At 61.5% G+C, this 20,104-nt stretch carries 15 protein-coding genes; 10 read left to right on the top strand and 5 right to left on the bottom strand.

The annotated features are described in order from the left end of the window. Positions 1 to 79 precede the first annotated feature (79 nt). From B2V21_RS09915 to B2V21_RS09905, 3 genes are all read left to right on the top strand, one after another. Positions 80 to 1,243 (top strand): efflux RND transporter periplasmic adaptor subunit, encoded by a 1,164-nt coding sequence (locus B2V21_RS09915; RefSeq protein WP_313661457.1) that lies wholly within the window; start codon positions 80 to 82, stop codon positions 1,241 to 1,243. Then, the gene (locus tag B2V21_RS09910; protein ID WP_286916746.1) at positions 1,243 to 4,347 is read left to right on the top strand and encodes an efflux RND transporter permease subunit; all 3,105 of its coding nucleotides are present in this window, start codon (positions 1,243 to 1,245) and stop codon (positions 4,345 to 4,347) included. The genes B2V21_RS09915 and B2V21_RS09910 overlap by 1 nt, the downstream gene beginning before the upstream one ends. A gap of 90 nt (positions 4,348 to 4,437) precedes the next feature. Then, entirely contained in the window at positions 4,438 to 6,084 is a 1,647-nt protein-coding gene (locus B2V21_RS09905) for a Na+/H+ antiporter (protein ID WP_049862303.1), read from the top strand. 78 nt (positions 6,085 to 6,162) lie between these two features. On the opposite strand, the gene B2V21_RS09900 is transcribed toward B2V21_RS09905, so the two are convergent. Next, positions 6,163 to 7,320, bottom strand: a complete 1,158-nt coding sequence (locus tag B2V21_RS09900; RefSeq protein ID WP_286916769.1) for a sensor histidine kinase — start codon at positions 7,318 to 7,320, stop codon at positions 6,163 to 6,165. Between the two features lie 117 nt (positions 7,321 to 7,437). Between B2V21_RS09900 and B2V21_RS09895 the strand changes: the two genes are divergently transcribed. The 7 genes from B2V21_RS09895 to B2V21_RS09865 all read left to right on the top strand — a co-directional run bounded on the left by B2V21_RS09895 (position 7,438) and on the right by B2V21_RS09865 (position 14,764). After that, entirely contained in the window at positions 7,438 to 8,301 is an 864-nt protein-coding gene (locus B2V21_RS09895) for a LysR substrate-binding domain-containing protein (RefSeq protein ID WP_286916745.1), read from the top strand. Between the two features lie 144 nt (positions 8,302 to 8,445). Then, positions 8,446 to 9,522 carry a putative 2-aminoethylphosphonate ABC transporter ATP-binding protein gene (locus tag B2V21_RS09890; protein ID WP_286916744.1) on the top strand — a complete coding sequence of 359 codons (1,077 nt, stop codon included), beginning with the start codon at positions 8,446 to 8,448 and terminating at the stop codon, positions 9,520 to 9,522. Between the two features lie 16 nt (positions 9,523 to 9,538). Then, positions 9,539 to 11,248, top strand: coding sequence for a putative 2-aminoethylphosphonate ABC transporter permease subunit (locus tag B2V21_RS09885; RefSeq protein ID WP_376787124.1), 1,710 nt, complete (start codon positions 9,539 to 9,541; stop codon positions 11,246 to 11,248). A gap of 15 nt (positions 11,249 to 11,263) precedes the next feature. Next, entirely contained in the window at positions 11,264 to 12,091 is an 828-nt protein-coding gene (phnX, locus tag B2V21_RS09880) for a phosphonoacetaldehyde hydrolase (RefSeq protein WP_286916742.1), read from the top strand. Between the two features lie 52 nt (positions 12,092 to 12,143). Continuing rightward, entirely contained in the window at positions 12,144 to 13,154 is a 1,011-nt protein-coding gene (locus B2V21_RS09875) for a putative 2-aminoethylphosphonate ABC transporter substrate-binding protein (RefSeq protein WP_286916741.1), read from the top strand. Between the two features lie 13 nt (positions 13,155 to 13,167). Beyond that, a complete protein-coding gene (locus B2V21_RS09870) occupies positions 13,168 to 14,307 on the top strand; it encodes a TIGR03364 family FAD-dependent oxidoreductase (protein ID WP_286916740.1) in 1,140 nt (379 codons plus the stop codon). Between the two features lie 139 nt (positions 14,308 to 14,446). Further along, a complete protein-coding gene (locus tag B2V21_RS09865; protein ID WP_286916739.1) occupies positions 14,447 to 14,764 on the top strand; it encodes a hypothetical protein in 318 nt (105 codons plus the stop codon). Here the strand turns inward: B2V21_RS09865 and B2V21_RS09860 are convergent. The 4 genes from B2V21_RS09860 to map form a co-directional block, all read right to left on the bottom strand. Then, the gene (locus B2V21_RS09860; protein ID WP_286916738.1) at positions 14,761 to 15,495 is read right to left on the bottom strand and encodes a M12 family metallopeptidase; all 735 of its coding nucleotides are present in this window, start codon (positions 15,493 to 15,495) and stop codon (positions 14,761 to 14,763) included. The two genes, B2V21_RS09865 and B2V21_RS09860, sit on opposite strands and share 4 nt — an antisense overlap. Before the next feature lie 66 nt (positions 15,496 to 15,561). Beyond that, a complete protein-coding gene (gene dapC, locus B2V21_RS09855) occupies positions 15,562 to 16,758 on the bottom strand; it encodes a succinyldiaminopimelate transaminase (RefSeq protein WP_286916737.1) in 1,197 nt (398 codons plus the stop codon). Position 16,759: 1 nt separating this feature from the next. Further along, positions 16,760 to 19,462 carry a [protein-PII] uridylyltransferase gene (locus B2V21_RS09850; RefSeq protein WP_056843854.1) on the bottom strand — a complete coding sequence of 901 codons (2,703 nt, stop codon included), beginning with the start codon at positions 19,460 to 19,462 and terminating at the stop codon, positions 16,760 to 16,762. 53 nt (positions 19,463 to 19,515) lie between these two features. Continuing rightward, a partial coding sequence (map, locus tag B2V21_RS09845) for a type I methionyl aminopeptidase (RefSeq protein ID WP_286916736.1) occupies positions 19,516 to 20,104 on the bottom strand: 589 nt, incomplete at its 5' end.

Raw genomic sequence — 20,104 nt, 5'->3', positions numbered from 1 at the left:
TTAACAACTTCCAACACTTCTTTACAAGTTGCGCAGCCAAGTGTCGCTAGCATGGGCGGATCTTTCCGGGAACGCCATCATGTCTTTGCTACGTCAACTTCGATTCCATCGACTGCTTCCATGCTTGGTCCTTCTGCTGTTGGCAGCTTGTGGCAAGCCAGCAGCGCCTGAACAGGCATCGCCACCTCAAGTGACCGTGGAATTGGTAAAGCCGCAAGCGTTGACGGTCACTACCGAACTGAACGGGCGTCTGGTTTCTCCTCGTACGGCCGAAGTTCGTGCCAGGGTTGCAGGCATCGTCCTCAAGCGCGTTTATCGCGAGGGCAGTGACGTGAAGCAGGGCGACGTGTTGTTCCTTATCGACCCGGCGCCGCTGCAAGCCGAAGTCGAGAGCGCCCAAGCCGGTGTCAAGAAAGCCGAGGCGAACCTTTACCAGACCCGCCTGCAAGCCGAGCGATACGAAGAACTGGTCAAGATCGACGCGGTGAGCCGCCAGGAGGCCGAGAACGCCAAGGCTGGTTTTCTGCAGTCTCAAGCCGACGTCGCCTCCGCGCGGGCGACCTTGAAAAAGGCTCGCCTTGATCTGGGCTACGCCACAGTCACCGCACCCATCTCCGGGCGTATCGGCAAGGCTCTGGTCACCGAAGGCGCCTTGGTGGGCCAGGGCGATACCACCGCGCTGGCCATGATTCAGCAACTCGAACCGATCTACGCCGACGTCAACCAGTCCACGCGGCAGATCAGTCAGCTGCGAAAATCGCTACAGACCGGCCGGCTGCAAGCTCTTTCCAAGACGCAGATAAGCGCCACCCTCATTCAGGAGGATGGCACCGCCTACCCGCTCAAGGGCGTCCTGCTGTTCACGGATCTGGCGGTTGATCAAAGCACGGGGCAGATCACCTTGCGCAGCGAGTTTCCCAATCCGCAAAAGCTGCTGTTGCCCGGCAGCTTCATTCGCGTGCAACTGGATCAGGCCCACGATGCGAACGGCATCACGGTGCCGCAGCGAGCTGTGCAGCGTGATGCGGCAGGCAAGGCCATCGTGTTGCTCGTCGATGCTCAAGGCCAGGTCGAGGAGCGTCAAGTCGAGGTCGACGGCGTCAGAGGCAATCGCTGGATCGTGCAGCGCGGATTGAGCGCTGGCGAGCGAGTGATTATCGAAGGCTTGCAACATGTTCAACCTGGCATGGCCGTGACTGCCCAGGAGTCTGGCAATGTTGCGGATTCTGGAGCAAACCGCTGATGGCACAGTTTTTTATCGGCCGGCCGGTGTTCGCCTGGGTCATCGCGTTGTTCATCGTGCTCGCCGGACTGATTGCCATCCCCAATCTGCCCGTGGCGCAATACCCGAGCGTGGCCCCGCCGCAGATCGAGCTCACGGCTACCTACCCGGGAGCGTCCGTCCAAACCATTGACGAGACCGTGGTAAGCCTGATCGAGCAAGAGCTCAACGGGGTCAATCATCTTCTGTATTTCAGCTCCAGCAGCAGCCAGGGCACGGCAACCCTGACCATCACGTTCCAGCCAGGCACCGATCCGGAGTTGGCCAAGGTCGATGTTCAAAACCGGCTGAAAGTCGTTGAGCCGCGCCTACCCCGGGCCGTGACTCAGCAGGGCCTGCAGATTGAAGAGACGTCCGCCGGCTTTCTGATGATCGCAACACTGAGCTCGATCGACGGGCGCCTGGACGAGATCGCCTTGAGCGACTATCTGGCACGCAACGTGGTCAACGAGATCAAACGCCTGGATGGCGTCGGCAAGGCTCAGCTGTTTGGCTCCGAGCGTGCCATGCGGGTCTGGGTGGACCCGCAGAAACTGGTGGCGTTTCAGCTGACACCCGGGGAAGTCAGCCAGGCCATTGCCGACCAGAACGTACAGGTGTCGGCAGGTAGCATTGGTGACCTGCCCAGTTCGACCGACCAGGAGATGACCGCGACGGTCATGGTGAAAGGGCAGCTCGGCACCCCGGAGGAATTCGCCGCCGTCGTGCTCAAGGCGAACCCGAACGGCTCCAACGTGACCGTGGGCGATGTCGCCAGGGTAGAAGTCGGAAGTCAGAGCTACAACTTCGGAACGCGCCTGGATGGCAATGCATCCGTGGCCGTGGGTGTGCAGCTGGCGCCCGCCGGCAACGCCTTGAATACAGCCACGCAGGTGCGGGCCAAGCTCGACGAGCTGTCGCGGTTTTTCCCGGCAGGCGTCAAATACGACATACCCTACGACACCTCGCCGTTCGTGAAAATATCGATTACCAAGGTCATCCATACCCTGCTCGAAGCGATGGCGCTGGTCTTCATCGTGATGTTCGTGTTTTTGCAGAACATTCGTTACACCTTGATCCCTGCACTGGTCGTACCCGTAGCACTGATGGGCACCTTTGCCGTGATGTTCCTGCTCGGCTTCTCCATCAACGTGCTGACCTTATTCGGCATGGTGCTGGCAATCGGCATTCTGGTGGACGATGCCATCGTTGTCGTTGAAAACGTCGAACGCCTCATGGCGCAGGAAGGGCTGTCGCCCAAGGACGCCACCCGCAAGGCCATGACCGAGATCAGCAGCGCAATCATTGGTATCACGCTGGTGCTGACCGCCGTGTTCATTCCGATGGCCTTCATGCCAGGGTCGGTTGGAGTGATCTACCAGCAGTTCTCGATTTCCATGGCAGTAGCCATCGTCTTCTCGGCGTTTCTGGCCCTGAGCCTCACGCCCGCCCTGTGCGCCACGCTGCTCAAGCCCATTGCCGATGGAAACCACCATGAAAAGAAAGGGTTCTTCGGCTGGTTCAATCGCAAGTTTGATCGCGCCAGCGAGCGCTATGAAGGCTGGGTGCGCGGCGCAGTACGCAGAGTGGGGCGATACATGCTGGTGTTCGTGATGTTGGTCGTGATTCTGGGCGTGTTGTTCAGTCGCTTGCCTTCATCCTTTTTGCCCATGGAGGATCAGGGGTACACCATCACCGACATACAGCTGCCGCCAGGCGCCAGCCAGAATCGGACCATTGCCGTAGCCAAACAGGTCGAGGCGCACAACGCCCAGGAATCGGGTGTTGCCAATACGGTAATGATCTTGGGTTTCAGTTTTTCCGGCAGCGGGCAGAATGCGGCCCTGGCGTTCACTACCTTGAAGGACTGGTCGCAGCGCTCCGCAGAGGATTCGGCACAAGCGATCGCCGATCGCGCCAGTGCGGTATTTTTCGGGCTCAAGGATGCCATTGCATTCAGTCTGCTACCGCCTCCGGTAGAGGGGTTGGGAACTTCCGGCGGTTTCGAGGTGCGTTTGCAAGACCGGGGCGGGCAAGGCTATGCCGCTCTTCAACAGGCGCGCGATGAGCTTTTGGGCAAGGCCTCGTCCAGCCCATTGCTGCAAAGCGTGCGCGAGGCGTCATTGGCGGAAACGCCGCAGATCGACATCGAGATCGATCGCCAACAAGCCAACGCAATGGGCGTCTCCTTCGCCGACATTGCCAGCGTGTTGTCCACATCGCTCGGTTCGGCCTACGTCAACGACTTTCCCAACCTGGGGCGCATGCAACAGGTCATCGTGCAAAGCGAGGGCGATCGTCGTCAGCAGATTGATGACGTGATGCGTCTTGAAGTCAAAAACAACCAAGGTCGCATGGTGCCCGTATCGGCATTTGCCCAGGCGAACTGGACCAGGGGGCCGGCGCAGCTCAATCGGTACAACGGTTATCCTTCGGTGAGTCTGTCCGGCGAGCCTTCGGCGGGCCATAGCACCGGCCAGGCAATGGAAGAAATGGAGCGACTGGCTTCGAGTCTGCCAAAGGGATTCGCGCTGGAGTGGACCGGCCTATCGCTGCAAGAGCGAATCTCGGGCGGACAGGCGCCGCTGTTGCTGGGCTTGTCGATGATCGTCGTTTTTCTTTGTCTGGCGGCGCTGTACGAAAGCTGGGCAATCCCCACTGCTGTATTGCTGGTAGTCCCGCTGGGCATCATCGGGGCCGTGCTGGCCGTAACTTTGCGTGGGATGCCGAACGATGTGTTCTTCAAGGTCGGGCTCATCACTATCATTGGCCTCTCGGCCAAGAATGCAATTCTGATCATCGAATTTGCCAAGAGCCTGCATGAGCAAGGCATGGGCAGGGTCGAGGCGGCCATCCGTGCCGCGCGTCTGCGTCTGCGGCCGATCATCATGACTTCTTTGGCGTTCATCCTGGGTGTCGTACCGCTGGTATTCGCGACGGGAGCAAGCTCTGCCAGCCAGCAGGCAATCGGTACAGGGGTGATAGGCGGCATGCTCACCGCCACCTTGGCAATCATCTTCGTGCCGGTGTTCTTCGTGCTGGTGATGGGCGTGGTGGAACGCATGAAAGATCGTTCACGCCCTTGAGGCAAGGCAGACAGCTCCGTGGGCATGCGCCGACAGCCTGTGAACCGTTACCATGGCCACTGTCTGTCGATTCAAAGGAAATCCTGCCCCATGCAAACCGCCTACACCGTGCTGATCCTGTTGATGCTGGTCGGCGTTTCGCGGTTGTTCGCCCGCGTCATTCCCTTGCCATTGCCCTTGCTGCAGATCGCCGCCGGGGCCATCCTCGCCTGGCCGACCCTGGGCCTGCACGTCGCACTGGAACCCGAGCTGTTCCTGTTTCTGTTCCTGCCGCCACTGCTGTTTTCCGATGGTTGGCGCATTCCCAAGCGCGATCTCTGGCATTACCGCGGCCCCGTGCTGATGCTGGCGGTGGGCCTGGTGCTGTTCACGGTATTGGGGGCGGGGTACTTCATTCACTGGCTGCTGCCCGACATTCCGCTGCCGGTGGCCTTCGCCCTGGCGGCGGTACTGTCGCCGACCGACGCCGTGGCAGTGTCGGCGATTGCCCAGGACCGCTTGCCGACCCCGCTGATGCGCATCCTTCAGGGCGAAGCGCTGATGAACGATGCCTCGGGCCTGGTGACCTTCAAGTTCGCCCTGGCGGCAGCGATCACCGGCGTGTTCTCGCTGGCCGACGCCAGTGTCACGTTCGTCCTGGTGGCGGTCGGCGGCCTGGCTTTGGGCGTGCTGCTGAGCTGGGTGGTGGGGCGCCTGCGGGTCTGGATGATTGCGCGGGGCTGGGATGATCCGGCCACCCATGTGGTGTTCATGCTGCTGTTGCCGTTTGCCGCCTATGTGCTGGCCGAGCGCCTGGGTGCCTCGGGCATCCTCAGCGCGGTGGCTGCCGGCATGATGCAGAGCTGGCTGGACCTGCTGCCCCGGCAGACCCGCACGCGCATCCTCAACCGCAGCGTCTGGGCGCTTCTGGAATTTGCCTTCAACGGCTTGATCTTCCTCCTCCTTGGTCTGCAGTTGCCGGACATCGTCAAGGCAGTGCTGAGCCACGAGCCGACGTTGTGGCCTGCGTTGTCGTGGCGCTGTCTGGAGGTGCTGGCGATCTTCGGCGTCTTGCTGGTACTGCGTTTCGTCTGGGTGCAAAGCACTTGGCGCGCGATGACGTGGATACGCCGCCTGCGCGGCAAGGCCACTATCACGCGGCTGCCCGATGCCCGCTCCTGCGCCCTGCTGACCCTGGGCGGTGTGCGCGGCGCGGTAACCCTGGCCGGCGTCATGTCGGTGCCGCTGTTGATGGCACCCGGTCAGGACTTCCCCCAGCGGGACCTGCTCATCTTCATTGCCGCCGGTGTCATCCTGCTGTCGCTGGTCGTGGCCTGCATCGCCTTGCCGCTATTGCTGCGCGGCGTGGCCACCAGCGATGATCAGGGCGCTCGCCAGGAAGTGCGGGATGCCTGGCGCCACACCGCCGAGTCGGCCATTCGCTCGCTCGAAGAGGAAGATCCGACGCAAAAAGCCACCGAGCAGGACGCCAGTCAGGCGGCCTTGGCGACCGAGCTCAAGGCGCGGATCATGTCCGAGTACCGCCAGCAGTTGGACGCGTTCGAGGATTCCGCCGAGGCCCAGGCGCTGGCCCGGCAAATGGATCAACTCGAACGCCACCTGCGGATCAAGGCACTGCGCGCGCAACGCCTGGCACTCTATGAAATGCGCCGCGAACGCCGGATCGGCGACGATGCCGTGCGCGAGGTGCTGGCCGAGCTGGACATGAGCGAAGCCAACCTCGGCCACGGGCGCTGAGCCCTGGCCGCGGGCTTGAAAGCGGTCTGCGGCGGGCCGCCAATAGAGCTCCCGCAGAACAGGCGCCGCGCGGGATGATCAGCGCTGCGCGTCTGTGGAGGAAGGTAGATCAGCGGCGCCGGTGGGAATCTCGACGGCAAACACGGTGCCCGCTTCAGCGCTCGAGGTGACGTCCACATGCCCCTGATGGGCGCTGACGATCTCGGACGCGATGAACAATCCCAGACCCAGGCTGGCATGCGGTCCTTTGTCGGTGGGTGACTCAGGTGAATATCTGTCCAATGGATTGAAGATCGATCCAAGTACATCTTCGGGGATGACCGCGCCCGTGTTGTGAACCGTGAACCTCAACGTATCGTCTGTGGCGACAAGCGCCACCGTGATGGCCCCCTGTGGATCACCATGTTGCACAGCGTTGCCTATGAGGTTGGAAAACACCTGTTCCAGACGTGTAGCGTCGTACAGGCCGATTGCGCTGACCGGGCTTTCCAGCAGGATCGTCGCGTTCGGGTTCACCATGCGCAGCTCCTCGACGACGCGTTCGAGCGCAGGCGCCACGTCGCTCCTGGTCTTCGACACCGGCAGGCCGGGGCCCAGTTGGGATCGGGTGAAGTCCAGCAGATCGCCCACGATCCGGGAAGCGCGCTTGACGCTGGTGTAGATCCGCGAGGTGATCTTGGTGGCCCGCGCACTCAGATCATCTGTGCGCAGCAGTGCGTCCGCCCCTAGCATGATCGCGCCCAGAGGGGTCCGCAGGTCATGCCCCAGTATGCCGAGAAAGACGTTCCGCGAGGCTTGTACCGCCTCGGTGTAGCTGCCCACCGATCGCGCCAGGGCTTGATCGATCGCCTCGTTGAACCGGATCATGTCTTCGACATCGATGTCGGCTTTCTTGCTGGCGTCGTTGACCCACTGCTTGATGACACTTGCGCGCAGGGCGCGAAATTCGGCGACGACCTGCTCGATGGTGAATCCGGAAAGCAGCCTGGAAAGCGCATGGACATTGGCTGCGGTGGTATCGTTCTGGGTGTCATGGCCCTTGGATTTCTCGGTCTGCTGCTGGCTCGATTGCGCATTGCGCAGATCATCGGCAATGGCCAGCAACATCGCGTGCGCATGATCCCTGAGGTCTTCACGATCGAGCGGCGTGCCAGGCGTTTCCAGGCTTCGCGCGAAATCTTCCCAGGTCTGAAGGATGGGTTCGATGTTCTTGAGGATGAAGTCTGACAGGCGCATGAAGACGGATCCGTTGTCATGAAGCCCCTGATGGCACCCCGGTGTACGGATTAAACCATTATTGCGCCGGTGGGTGTTCCGCAACCACGCCAGCGATCTTGAGGAGCCTGTTGAATCATGCTGAGTGCAGAGCTGAAGGCGTTCTACACCGTCGCCCTTTTGGGTAGTGTCACCCAGGCGGCCAAGAAGCTTGGCTTGAGCCAGCCGACGGTCACTACGCAGATTCGGCAGCTGGAAAGCCGCTACGCGGTCGAGTTGTTCTATCGAGGCGGGCGTCGTCTGACCGTCAGCGATGAGGGGGCTCGGCTGCTGCCCAAGGCGAAAGTCCTGCTTCAGCATGAAGCCGATATCGAGTTCCACCTGCGAAACTGCGGCCAGGGCAGGGGGGCACTCAGAATAGGTGCGACGGCGCCTTATTACATACTCGATCTGGTCAAGACATTTCGCGAACGTTTGCCCCACATCGACGTGTCAGTGGAAATAGGCAACTCTCAGGACGTCCTCGAGGCGCTGGAAGAGTACCGGGTAGACCTGGCGGCGTCCTCGCAATGGCTGGAGGATCCGCGTTTGATGCACCTGGTGCTGGGCACCGATCCCTTGGTGCTGGCCGTCCACAAGCAGCACCCGCTGGCCATGCATGATTGCGTGCCGCCCAGCGCGCTGGCCGGACAATGCCTGTTGATGCGTGAGCACGGTTCCACCACCCGAACGTTGACCGAGACCTTCTTGAGCACCCATCAGGTTCGCCCTGTTATCGAACTGGAAATCGGCAGCCGCGAATCCATTCGCGAGGCCGTTCTGCGCAATATCGGTGTGAGTCTCATTGCCCGCCAGGAGGTACCCGTCAATCCGGATCTGCGAACCATCGCGGTAGAAGGCGCGCCGCAGATCGCCGAGTATCTGTATTGCCTCAAGGATCGCAGGCAGGCACGCTTGCCCGCCGCCTTTCTCGACGTCGCTCGCGACAGTCTCGAGCGGTAGATGCTTAACAAATTTGCCGATATGACTATCGCCAGCTTTTGGCTATCTGCCACATCGCCGTCGCAATAGCACCCTAGCATTGCCTCATCGACACGAATGCCGCGTTGCACACGCGGCTCGTGCTCCATTTGATGAGGTGCATCCATGCTCTGTTCCCTTCCCACCGCTGAAGCCTCCCCGAGCGTACAGGTTCGGATCGCTGACTTGCAGAAGAGCTTCGGCGCCTTCAAGGCATTGGATAATGTGTCACTGGCCGTCTTGCCTGGCGAGCTGGTCTGCCTGCTGGGGCCATCGGGGTGCGGCAAAACCACCTTGTTGCGATGCATCGCCGGATTGGAGCGCCAGAACCGGGGCACTATCTATCTGGGGGGCAGGGATGTATCCAATCTGCCGCCCCAGGCCCGGGACTACGGCATTGTGTTCCAGTCGTATGCCTTGTTTCCGAATCTCAACGTCGAGCAGAACATCGGCTACGGGCTCACCGGCAGCGCCCGTGACATCGTTCGTCAGCGGGTTGCCGACATGCTTGAGCTGGTAGGGCTGACCGGAAGCGAGAAGAAGTATCCCGGCCAGCTGTCCGGCGGTCAGCAGCAGCGCGTGGCACTGGCTCGCGCACTGGCACCCGCACCGTCGTTGCTGCTGCTGGATGAGCCCATGTCGGCGCTTGATGCCCAGGTGCGCGAACACCTCTGTATGGAGTTGCGCAGCCTGCAGCAGCGCCTGGGCATCACCACGTTGATGGTCACGCACAATCAGGAAGAAGCCATGCTGATGGCTGATCGGATTGCAGTGATGAACCAGGGATGCATCGAGCAGTACGCCAGCCCGCAATCGATCTATGAACATCCGCAGACGCCATTCGTGGCCAATTTTGTTGGCCAGGGCAACTGGTTGAGTTTCGAAGGCAATGGTAGCGGTCACGCGCAAGTCGGGGCACTGCAGTTGCGACTGGCCGGTGGAGTCGCGCCTCGCGCCGCTGGGCGGCTTTTTTGTCGTCCCGAGGCAATCTGCGTGAATCCTCTGCAGGGGGAGGAGAACCTTTTCGCTGCGCAGATGAGGGAGGTGACCTTCCTTGGCAACAGATGCCGAGTGAGTTTCGAATTCGACGCATTGCCGGGTCAATCACTGACCGCCGAAATCAGTGCGCGTCAGCTGCCATCTCCGGGGACGCGCAATATCCAGGTAGCCCTGCCTCCAAGTAGCCTGCAGGTGTTTGCCTAATATGCTTGACGTGAACATGCCGGTTGGCGACCGGGTCCAGGTCCGCCGGATCGAACGCTCCGGTTGGGCCGACCGACTATTCGTATTCGGCGGGAAAGTACTGTTTCTCGCCGTTCTGGCGATGGCGCTGCTTCTGCCCCTGCTGGCGATCTTCTGGCGCGGCTTCAGCAACGACATGGGGCAGGGCGGCGGACTTGCCGCAGCTCGACAATTGCTGGCCAGCGAGCATTTCCATTGGTTGCTGGGCAACAGCCTGCGTGTCTCCCTGACTGTCGCGATCATTGTGGTGCCTCTGGCCTATGTGTTCGCCTACGCGCTGCAACGCACCTTGATTCCCGCCAAGGGCCTGTGGCGCGCAATATCCCTGCTGCCGCTGTTGGCGCCATCGATGCTGCCCGCCATTGCGTTGATCTACCTGTTCGGTAACCAAGGACTGCTGCGCGGCCTTTTTGCAGACAATATCTATGGTTTTTGGGGCATCGTGATCGGCGAGGTGATCTACACGTTTCCCCACGCGCTGATGATTCTGCTTTCGGCCCTCTCGCTGAGTGACGCGCGTCTGTTCGACGCGGCATCGAGCATGGGTGCAAGCGCCTGGCGGTCTTTCCACAGCATCACCTGGCCCGCCTCTCGACAAGCCGTGTTTGCCGCGTTCTGCCTGGTCTTCACGCTGACCATCACCGACTTCGGCGTGCCGGTGATTGTCGGTGGCGACTATCAGGTATTGGCCATCGAGGCCTACAAGGCTGTGGTGGGGCAGCAGCAATTCGGTCGTGGAGCTCTCATCGGTATGGTCTTGCTGGTGCCCGCGCTGATCAGCTTTTCCATGGATGCCTGGTTGCGCCGGCGCCAACGTTCGTTCATGAGTGGCCGCGCGCAGGTATTCACGCCACAGCCTTCGACATGGCGAGATGGCGGTTATCTGGTGATCGTCGTACTCATCTGCACAGCGCTGCTAGCCGTATTGGGGATGGCGGTGTTTTCCTCTCTGGTCAAGTTCTGGCCCTACAACCTGTCGTTGTCGCTCAAGCACTACCTGTTCAATGAAAACGCAGGCGGTGGATGGCTGGCCTATCGCAACAGCCTGGTACTGGCGAGCTGCAGTGCGGTGATCGGCAGCGCGTTAATCTTCACCGGTGCCTATCTGATGGAGAAAACCCGTGGGCAGGCTGGCCTTGATCTGGCCCTGCGCATACTCACCTTCATACCCATGGCCGTGCCAGGGCTGGTGCTCGGACTTGGCTATGTCTTTTTCTTCAATCTGCCCGACAACCCGTTGCACAGCCTATACGGCAGCATGGCTTTGCTGGTGATCTGCACCATTGCCCATTACCTGACCACTGCGCACATGACCGCGACCACTGCCTTGCGCCAGTTGGACACCGAGTTCGAAGCAGCGGCGCTTTCGCTCAAGGTCCCTTTGCATCGGCACTACCTGCGGGTCACCTTGCCGATTTGCCTACCTGCAGTGCTGGACATCGTCCGTTACTTGTTCGTCTCGGCGATGACCACCGTTTCCGCAGCCATTTTCCTGTACTCGCCAGACAGCATTCTCGCTGCCGTGGCGGTACTCAACATGGACGACGCAGGCAATGTCGGCGGCGCAGCCGCCATGTCGACGCTGATTCTGTTCACCTCGGCGGCCGTTTCACTTTTGCTCGCCTGGACGTCTCGAGGGCTGTTACGACGTTCACAAGCCTGGCGCCAGAGCACCCCATCCCACTGATCTGCGGAGACCCTGATGCACTATCGATCCCCCATACGGCTGCAGGCGGCCATTCTCGACTGGGCTGGCACCGTCGTCGATTTCGGCTCGTTCGCGCCTACTCGAATCTTTGTCGAGGCCTTCGCCACATTCGATATCGAGCTGAGCCTCGAAGAAGCCCGTGGCCCCATGGGCATGGGCAAGTGGGACCACATCCGCAGCCTGTGCAATCAGCCACAGATCGCTGCGCGTTTCGAGCAACGCTTCGCGCGACGACCCAGCGATGCTGACGTGACAGCCATCTACGAGCGGTTCATGCCGTTGCAGATCGCCAATGTCGGCAAGCACAGCGCCCTCATTCCCGGTGCACTCGCCGCAATCGAGCACCTGCGCCAGGCCGGGCTTAAAATCGGTACCACTTCGGGATATCCCCGGCAGGTGATGGATCATGTCGTGGCCATGGCCGCCGTGGCCGGCTATCAGCCCGATCATGTGGTCGCGGCCGATGACCTGCTCACTGGGCGACCTGGCCCAGCTCAGGCGCTGGCCAATGTGATCGCGCTGGGCATCGGCGACGTCGCCGCCTGTGTGAAAGTCGATGACACCCTGCCGGGTATTCTCGAAGGCCGCAGTGCCGGAATGTGGACGGTCGGGCTGCGCTTCTCCGGTAATTTCCTCGGTCTGGATTACCCGGCCTTCGAGGCGCTCACCCCCTCCGAGCTCGAGCAGCATCGACAGCGCATCGATGCGCTGTTCACCCCGGCACGCCCGCATTACCTGGCAGACACCATCGCTGATCTGCCAGCGCTCATCGATGAGATCAACCTACGTATGGCCCGGGGTGAAACACCCAGCAGTCCATGATCAAGCGTCTGACTGACCGACAACTTCTTCGCGAACCTCTCAGGATCACTCTATGTTCAAGCCCCTCGCCCTTGCCGCAGTGCTCGCAGGCTTCAGCCTCCACGTTCAGGCCGCCACGGAACTTACGGTGTATACCGCCCTGGAAGCCGAGCAACTGCAGACCTACGAAAAAGCTTTCGAGAAAGCCAACCCGGATATCGATATCAAATGGGTGAGGGACTCGACCGGAATCATCACGGCCAAGCTGCTCGCGGAAAAGGCCCGTCCGCAAGCTGATGCCGTTTGGGGGCTGGCAGCCTCGAGTCTGGCCATCCTCGATCAACAAGGCCTACTCGACGCCTACGCGCCCAAGGATCTGTCCAAGATTGGCGCCCAGTACCGTGATCCGGCCAACCCGCCGGCGTGGGTCGGCATGGATGTCTGGGCCGCCACCCTGTGCTTCAACACCATCGAAGCCGAGAAGCAGAACCTGCCGCGCCCCGTCAGTTGGCAAGACCTGACCAACCCGGTCTATCGCGGCAAGATCGTGATGCCCAACCCGGCCTCGTCCGGTACCGGGTTCCTGGACGTAAGCGCCTGGCTGCAGACTTTTGGCGAAGCACAGGGCTGGGCCTACATGGACGATTTGCATCGCAACATCGGTCAGTACGTCCACTCCGGTTCCAAGCCTTGCAAGATGGCTGCAGCGGGCGAGTTCCCTATCGGTATTTCGTTCGAGTACCCCGCAGTACAACTCAAACGCCAAGGTGCTCCGCTGGATATCATCCTGCCCAAAGAGGGCCTGGGCTGGGAGATCGAGGCAACAGCCGTGATCAAGGGCACCGCTCACCCCGAGGCTGCCAAGCGTCTGGCTGACTTCTCGGCGAGTGCCGCAGGCATGGCGCTGTACCAGGAGAACTTTGCAGTGCTGGCCCAGGCAGGCTTGGCCAAGCCGCCCACCGAGCTACCGGCCGACTATGAGCAGCGCCTGATCAAGAATGAGTTTGCCTGGGCCTCGAGAGAGCGCGACAACATTCTGGCCGAGTGGCGCAAACGCTACGACGGTAAATCGGCCAAGCAATAGGGAGGAGGTTGAAATGGATCGGTTTGCAAGCGACCTGCTGGTGGTAGGCGCGGGAATTCTCGGGCTTTCTCACGCCTATGCGGCTGCCAGGCGAGGACTGAAGGTGCGTGTGTTCGAGCGTTCAGCCACTCCCGTGGGCGCCTCGGTACGCAACTTCGGCCAAGCGTTGGTCACCGGGCAACCGCCCGGCGTCATGCTCGAATTGGCCAAAGCCAGCCGCGGGCTCTGGGCCAATTGGAGCGTAGCCGCAGGCTTCGAGCTCAAGCGCAATGGCTCGTTGCTGTTCGCGCGCACCGAAGCGGAAGAAACACTGCTCGCCGCCTTTTGCGCCGGGCGCGCCCAGCAACACGATTATCGGGTAGAACTGTTGAGCCGCGCACAACTGAGCGATTTGTATGGCGGTCGATTCAACCATCATCGAGCCGCCTTGCACGGCTTCGATGATCAGCAGCTGTATTCCCGCGAGGCCATACCGAAACTGATCGGCTATCTGCAGCGCGAACTGGGTGTCGAGTTTCATTTTTCGACCTTGGTCAGCGGAGTCGAACCTGGGCACCTGCAGAGCACTGCCGGTAGCTTTCGCGGTCGGCAGGTGGTGGTGTGTTCAGGGCATGACTATCTGACGCTGCTGGCCGAGCCCATGGCGGCACTGAATCCAAGGGTGTGCCGCTTGCAGATGCTGCGGGGGCGGCCCGACTCAAATCTGGATCTTAAGCATTCTGTACTGACCGGACTGAGCTGTGTTCATTACGCAGCCTTTGCAGATCTGCCTGAGGCCGCCGCCGTGCGCGCCGAAATCCAACGCAATTATCCTCATCTGGAAGAACACGGCATTCACCTGCTGGTCAGCCCCACACCGTATGGGGATCTGATCATCGGTGATTCCCATGATTACGCCACGGACGCTTCACCGTTCAACTCCGAGCAGGTGGACCAGTGGATGCTGGCGCTCGCAGAGGACACCCTGGGTTGCAAGATCCAAGTCGTGGAACGCTGGCAAGGTGTCTATGGCGCCAAGGGACCGAATCCCTTTTCGCGGTTGGACATCGCGCCGGGGTTGAGTGCAACGCTGATGCACAGTGGGGTCGGCATGAGTGTCGGCCCAGCGTTGGGGGAACAGGCAGTGACCGCCATGTTCGGCGCACCCGAGTGAACCCTGTAAAGCACGCGGGGTGGGCCGCACGCCTTGGGCGTCAGCTGGTCCGCCGAGCGGGAACCTCTCAGGGATTGATCACACAGCCCAGACTGGGTTACTGTATAAACATACAGTAACCCATGTGAGGTCATAGCCCATGCGCAGATTATCCAAACTGTGGACAGCCGTCGCTAGCGCCATACCTGTGGTGGTGGGCTCGGCGCTCGGTGGGTTGGGGTTGGTCGACCTCAACGTCATGCTGGCAATCGCGCTCATACCCCAGGTGATATTCCTCGTGATCGGTGAGTGGCCCGATTTCGAGCGGACCTCTCGCCAACCGGTATGGGTGGAACAGGAATACGAAAAGCTTCCACGCTACGTCGTGCGCCGACAGCACCTGACCAACGCTGCCGCCGTGAACGAAGCGCTGGTCGAGTTCGACCTCGATCAAGCCAGCCTCGGCCGAGCCCGCTAGGCGACCACCTCCGGGTACATGCGCCGCACGAACCTGCGGTCGCGGCGGCTCAAGGTGTGATTGATGCCCACCTCCCAGTCGCCCACGGTCTGCTCCTGCAGCACCGAGTAATGCATGATCGAAGTACGGTCATACGCCGTGCCCTTGGCCAGCGCCTTGTCGATCTTGTCCAACAGGTTGATGTCGACGGTCTGCTGGTCGATGCCCTTGGCCGCGAAGTACGCATACAGCTTGGGGACGTCCCACGGAATATCCGCGTTGGGGTGTTGATGCTCGTGCAGCAGTCCCAATACGTGACCGAACTCGTGCAGCACGGTCCGCCCGAACAGCGGATCATCCGGCTTGATGCCCAAGGCCATGGTTGCATCCATCGGGCTGGCCAGCAGCGCGTCGGTGCCGACTTGGCTGTAGTTTTCTTCGCCACCGGTATAGATGCGGATGTCGGCGAACGGGCTGTCGACGAAGTCGAACTTCAGGTTGGCCCAGCACAGCCACTGCCGCGCCACCTTCTCGATGGCTGCCTGGTGCTCGACTGGGGTTTCATTGAAAAAACCGACGGTCAGCGTGCGGCCGGGTGCCCAGAATTTGGAGAACTGGCCCAGAGCGCGTTTTGAACGTCCGGAGGAAGAGGCGCTCAACGCATTGGTCGGGCGCTCGGCCAGGGCCACGCGGCGTGAAGCCGCGACGTCCAAGGCAGGAAGGGGTTTGCAGAACAGTAGATCACGCATCATCAATGGCTCCTGAAAAAGAGCCACCGATGATGGCGATCAAACGCCCGGCAAAGGCGTAGCTATGTGTTATCGACGCTCGAGAAAGTGGCGAATGCGCTGGGCGGCCTCGACACACTCGCTCAACGGTGCAACCAGCGCCATGCGTACGCGTCCGGCACCCGGGTTGAGCCCGTCGACTTCGCGGGACAGGTAGGATCCGGGCACCACCGTGACATGCTCCTGCTCGAACAGCTCGCGGCAGAATTGGGCATCGTCCATCGGCACCTTGGCCCACAGGTAGAAGCTGCCGTCGGGGCGCTTGACGTCCAGTACCGGCGTCAGGATGTCCAGTACGGCATCGAATTTTTCCCGGTACAGATCGCGGTTGGCCCGTACGTGAGCTTCGTCCTGCCATGCGGCGATGCTGGCCAGTTGAGTTTGTACGGGCATGGCGCAGCCATGGTAGGTGCGGTACAGCAGGAACGCCTTGAGGATCTGCGCATCGCCCGCCACGAATCCGGAACGCAGGCCCGGCAGGTTGGAGCGCTTGGACAGGCTGTGGAACACCACGCACCGCTTGAAGTCACTGCGGCCCAGCTCGGCACAGGCCGTCAGCAGACCAGGCGGCGGTGCGTCTTCGTCGAAGTACAGCTCGCTGTAGCACTCGTCGGCAGCGATCACGAAGTCGTATTCGTCGGCCAGGGCGATGAGTTTTTTCAAGGTCGCCATCGGCACCAGGGCGCCGGTCGGGTTGCCGGGCGAGCACAGGAACAGGATCTGGCAGCGCTGCCAGACATCGGCCGAGACCGCGTCGAAATCCGGGTTGAAACCGTTCTGGTCCAGGCACGGCAGGTAGTGCGGCGTGGTGCCCGCCAGCAGCGCTGCGCCCTCGTAGATCTGATAGAACGGATTGGGGCTGACCACCAGCCCGTTGACGTCGCGCTGAGCAACGGTCTGGGTGAAGGCGAACAGCGCCTCACGGGTGCCATTGACCGGCAGTACGTGGCGCGCCGGATCGAGCCAACCCGCCGGGACCTGAAAGCGCCGCTCGCACCACTGGGCGATGGCTTCGCGCAGGGCCGGGATGCCCTGAGTCGTCGGGTACACGGCCATCTGGTCGAGGTTGTCGGCCAGTGCCTGCTTCACGAAGGCCGGCGAGCTGTGCTTGGGTTCGCCGATGGACAGGGCAATCGCACGCTTGTCCGCAGCGGCGGTGACGCCACTGAGCAAGGCACGCAACTTCTCGAAAGGGTAGGGCTGCAGCTGGTTCAACGCATGGTTCATATCAAATGCTCAAACGGGACAGCTCGACGCCGGGCGCCTGGCTGACACTGAGTTGGTCGACGATGGTGGCCTGCAGCCGACTGCACAGCTGCGGGTCGGACAGGGGCAGATTGTGCGCATCGGTAATGAAGAAGACGTCCTCCACGCGTTCGCCCAGTGTGGACACCTTGGCGTTCTGCAACGACAAATCGAACTCCAGGAAAATCTTGCCGATGCGGGCCAGCAGGCCAGGCCTGTCAGGCGCGCTCAACTCCAGGATGGTGACCGGGCGCTGGGCATCGTTCTGGATGGTCACCTGCGGCGGGAAGGCGAAATGCTTTAGCTGGCGCGGCACGCGGCGATGGATGATGTTGGGATAGTCATCGGGATTGCGCAGCGCATCGCTCAGGCCCTGGCGAATCTGCGCGACGCGGCGCGGGTCGTTGCCGATCGAGCCGCCGTCGTTGTCCAGCACGATGTAGGTGTCGAGGGTGAACTGGCTGCTGGAAGTGATGATGCGTGCGTCGTGGATGTTCAGGTTGAGCTGGTCCATGGCCGCGACCGTCACCGCGAAAAAGTCGTGCTGGTCGGGCGCATAGATGAAGATCTGCGTGCCGCCCTCGAACTCGCGCTGCGTGGTTTCCTTGATCAGCACCAACGGATCGCCGTTGGCAGGCTGCTGCAGGATGGCGTCCGTATGCCAAGCCACGTCGCCGGCGTTGTGGCGCAGGAAATAGTCGTCGCCCAATTGGGACCAGAGCTGCTCGATGTCGTCCTGATCGGTGCCGCCGCGTACCAGTATCTCCAGGGCGGCGCTCTGCGTGCGACGAATCTGCTCCTCCCGGTCCAGCGGGTTTTCCAGACCCCGACGCAGCGCGCGCTTGGTCTCGGTATAAAGCTGGCGCAACAGGCTGGCTCGCCAGGAATTCCACAGGCTGGGGTTGGTCGCGTTGATGTCGGCCACCGTCAGCACGTAGAGGTAATCCAGGTGCACCTCGTCGCCGACCTGCTGGGCGAAATCGTGGATCACCTGCGGGTCGGAAAGGTCCTTGCGCTGCGCGGTGGTCGACATCACCAGGTGGTTCTGCACCAGCCAGACGATCAGGCGACTGTCCCAGGCCGGCAACTGGTGACGCTGGCAGAAGTGCTCGGCATCCACCGCACCCAGCTCGGAGTGGTCGCCGTTACGCCCCTTGCCGATGTCGTGGTACAGCCCGGCCAGGTAGATCAGCTCTGGCTTGGGCAGGCGGCCCATGACCTTGCTGGCCAATGGAAACTTCTCCGAGACCTGGGTGTACTGCAGCTTGCGCAGGTGCTTGATCAGGTTGAGCGTGTGCGCATCCACCGTATAAATGTGGAACAGGTCGTGTTGCATCTGCCCAACGATATGGCCGAACTCGGGCAGGTAGCGGCCAAGGATGCCGTAGCGGTTCATGCGACGCAGGTTGCGGTGAATGCCCACTTCGCACTTGAACAGCTCGATGAACAGGCTGGTGTTGCGGATATCGTTGCGGAACGTATCGTCGATCAGGTGGCGGTGCTCACGCAGCAGGCGGATGGTGTCCGCGCGTACGCCCTTGATCTCCGGGTTCTGCGCCATCAGCACGAAGATTTCCAGCATCGCGAACGGAGTGCGCTTGAACACCTGGGTGTGAGTCGCCTCGATATAGCCATCATGCAGCTGGAAGCGCGAGTTGATCGGTACCGTGGAACCGGCATCGGGGTCGCCGAGAATCACTTCCTCGAAATGCTGGATGATCAGGTCGCTGAGCTCGGCGATGCTCATGACCACGCGGTAATACTTCTGCATGAACCGCTCGATCGCCAGCTTCGCGTCGCTGTCCTTGTAACCCAGCAGGCCGGCGATGGAACGCTGGTGATCGAACAGCAAGCGGTCTTCGGCACGCCCGGCGAGCATGTGCAGGGCATAGCGGACCTTCCACAGGAACTCCTGGGAAGAGGCCAGCAGGTTGTTTTCGCTTTCCACCAGGAAACCTTCCCCGGCCAGCGCGTGCAGGTTCAGCGTGCCGAACTGGCGGCGCGCCACCCACAGCAGGGTCTGGATATCGCGCAGGCCGCCGGGGGAGCCCTTGACGTTGGGCTCCAGGTTGTACTCGGTGTCGTTGTACTTGTGATGACGGGCGGACTGTTCGGCGCGCTTGGCCAGGAAGAACTCGCGGCTGGGCCACATGCGCTCGGTACTGGTGACCTCGAGCATGCGCTTGCGCAGCCGCTCGGGCCCGGCGATGGTGCGGCTTTCCATCAGGTTGGTGATGACCGTGATGTCGGCACGCGCCTGCTCGGCGCACTCATCGATGGAGCGCACGCTCTGGCCCACTTCCAGGCCAATGTCCCACAACAAGGTGAGAAAGCGCTCGATCGAATCGCGAAAAACCTCGTAGTCGGGGCTTTCGAGCAGGATCATCAGGTCGATGTCGGAGTAGGGGTGCAGTTCGCCGCGACCGTAGCCGCCTACGGCGACCAGGGCGATGTCGGCATCCTCGCTCCAGTCGAACTGGTTCCACGCCCGTTCCAGGATATTGTCGACGAACCAGGCACGGTCTTCGATCAGCCGACGAATGTCGCGGCCGTTGCGAAAGCGCTCGTCGAGCACGTCGTGAGCCTGGCGAATCGCCTTCTTGAAAGCCGCGATGGGGCTTGCCTTCAATGCCAGTTCGGCCTGGAACTGGCCGCGATCGAACAACTCCGGATCCACCTGCGGCATGTCGTATTCCTGAAGAGATTAGTGGCCTGAACGGTTCGCCCGCCTACGCGGCATCACGCCGAAACGCGGGCGATGGTGTCGTCGCTGCGCAAGGTGAAGATCTCGTAGCCGGTAGCCGTCACCACCAGGGTGTGCTCCCACTGCGCCGACAGCTTGCGGTCCTTGGTGATCGCCGTCCAGCCATCGCCCAGCACCTTGGTGTCGGCCTTGCCCTGGTTGATCATCGGCTCGATGGTGAAGGTCATGCCTTCCTTGAGCTCCATGCCGGTCCCGGCACGCCCGTAGTGCAGCACCTGGGGTTCTTCGTGGAACACCTTGCCGATACCGTGGCCGCAGAATTCGCGGACCACGGAAAAACCGTTCTTCTCGGCGTGCTTCTGGATGACTTCACCGATGTCGCCCAGACGGCAACCTGGCTTGACCAGTTCGATGGCCTTGTACAGGCATTCCTGGGTCACCTGCGACAGACGCTCGGCCCATACTGGCACGGTGCCGACGTGGAACATGCGGCTGGTGTCGCCGTGGTAGCCATCCTTGATCACGGTGACGTCGATGTTCAGCACGTCACCGTTCTTGAGCGGCTTGTCGTTGGGGATGCCGTGGCAGACCACATGGTTGATCGAGGTGCAGATCGACTTGGGG

The sequence above is a fragment of the Pseudomonas sp. UBA6276 genome, from assembly GCF_002438365.1.
Classification (GTDB): Bacteria; Pseudomonadota; Gammaproteobacteria; order Pseudomonadales; family Pseudomonadaceae; genus Aquipseudomonas; species Aquipseudomonas coleopterorum.
Note: the sequence above shows the minus strand (reverse complement) of the source record. Positions and strands in the feature narration are given on the sequence as shown.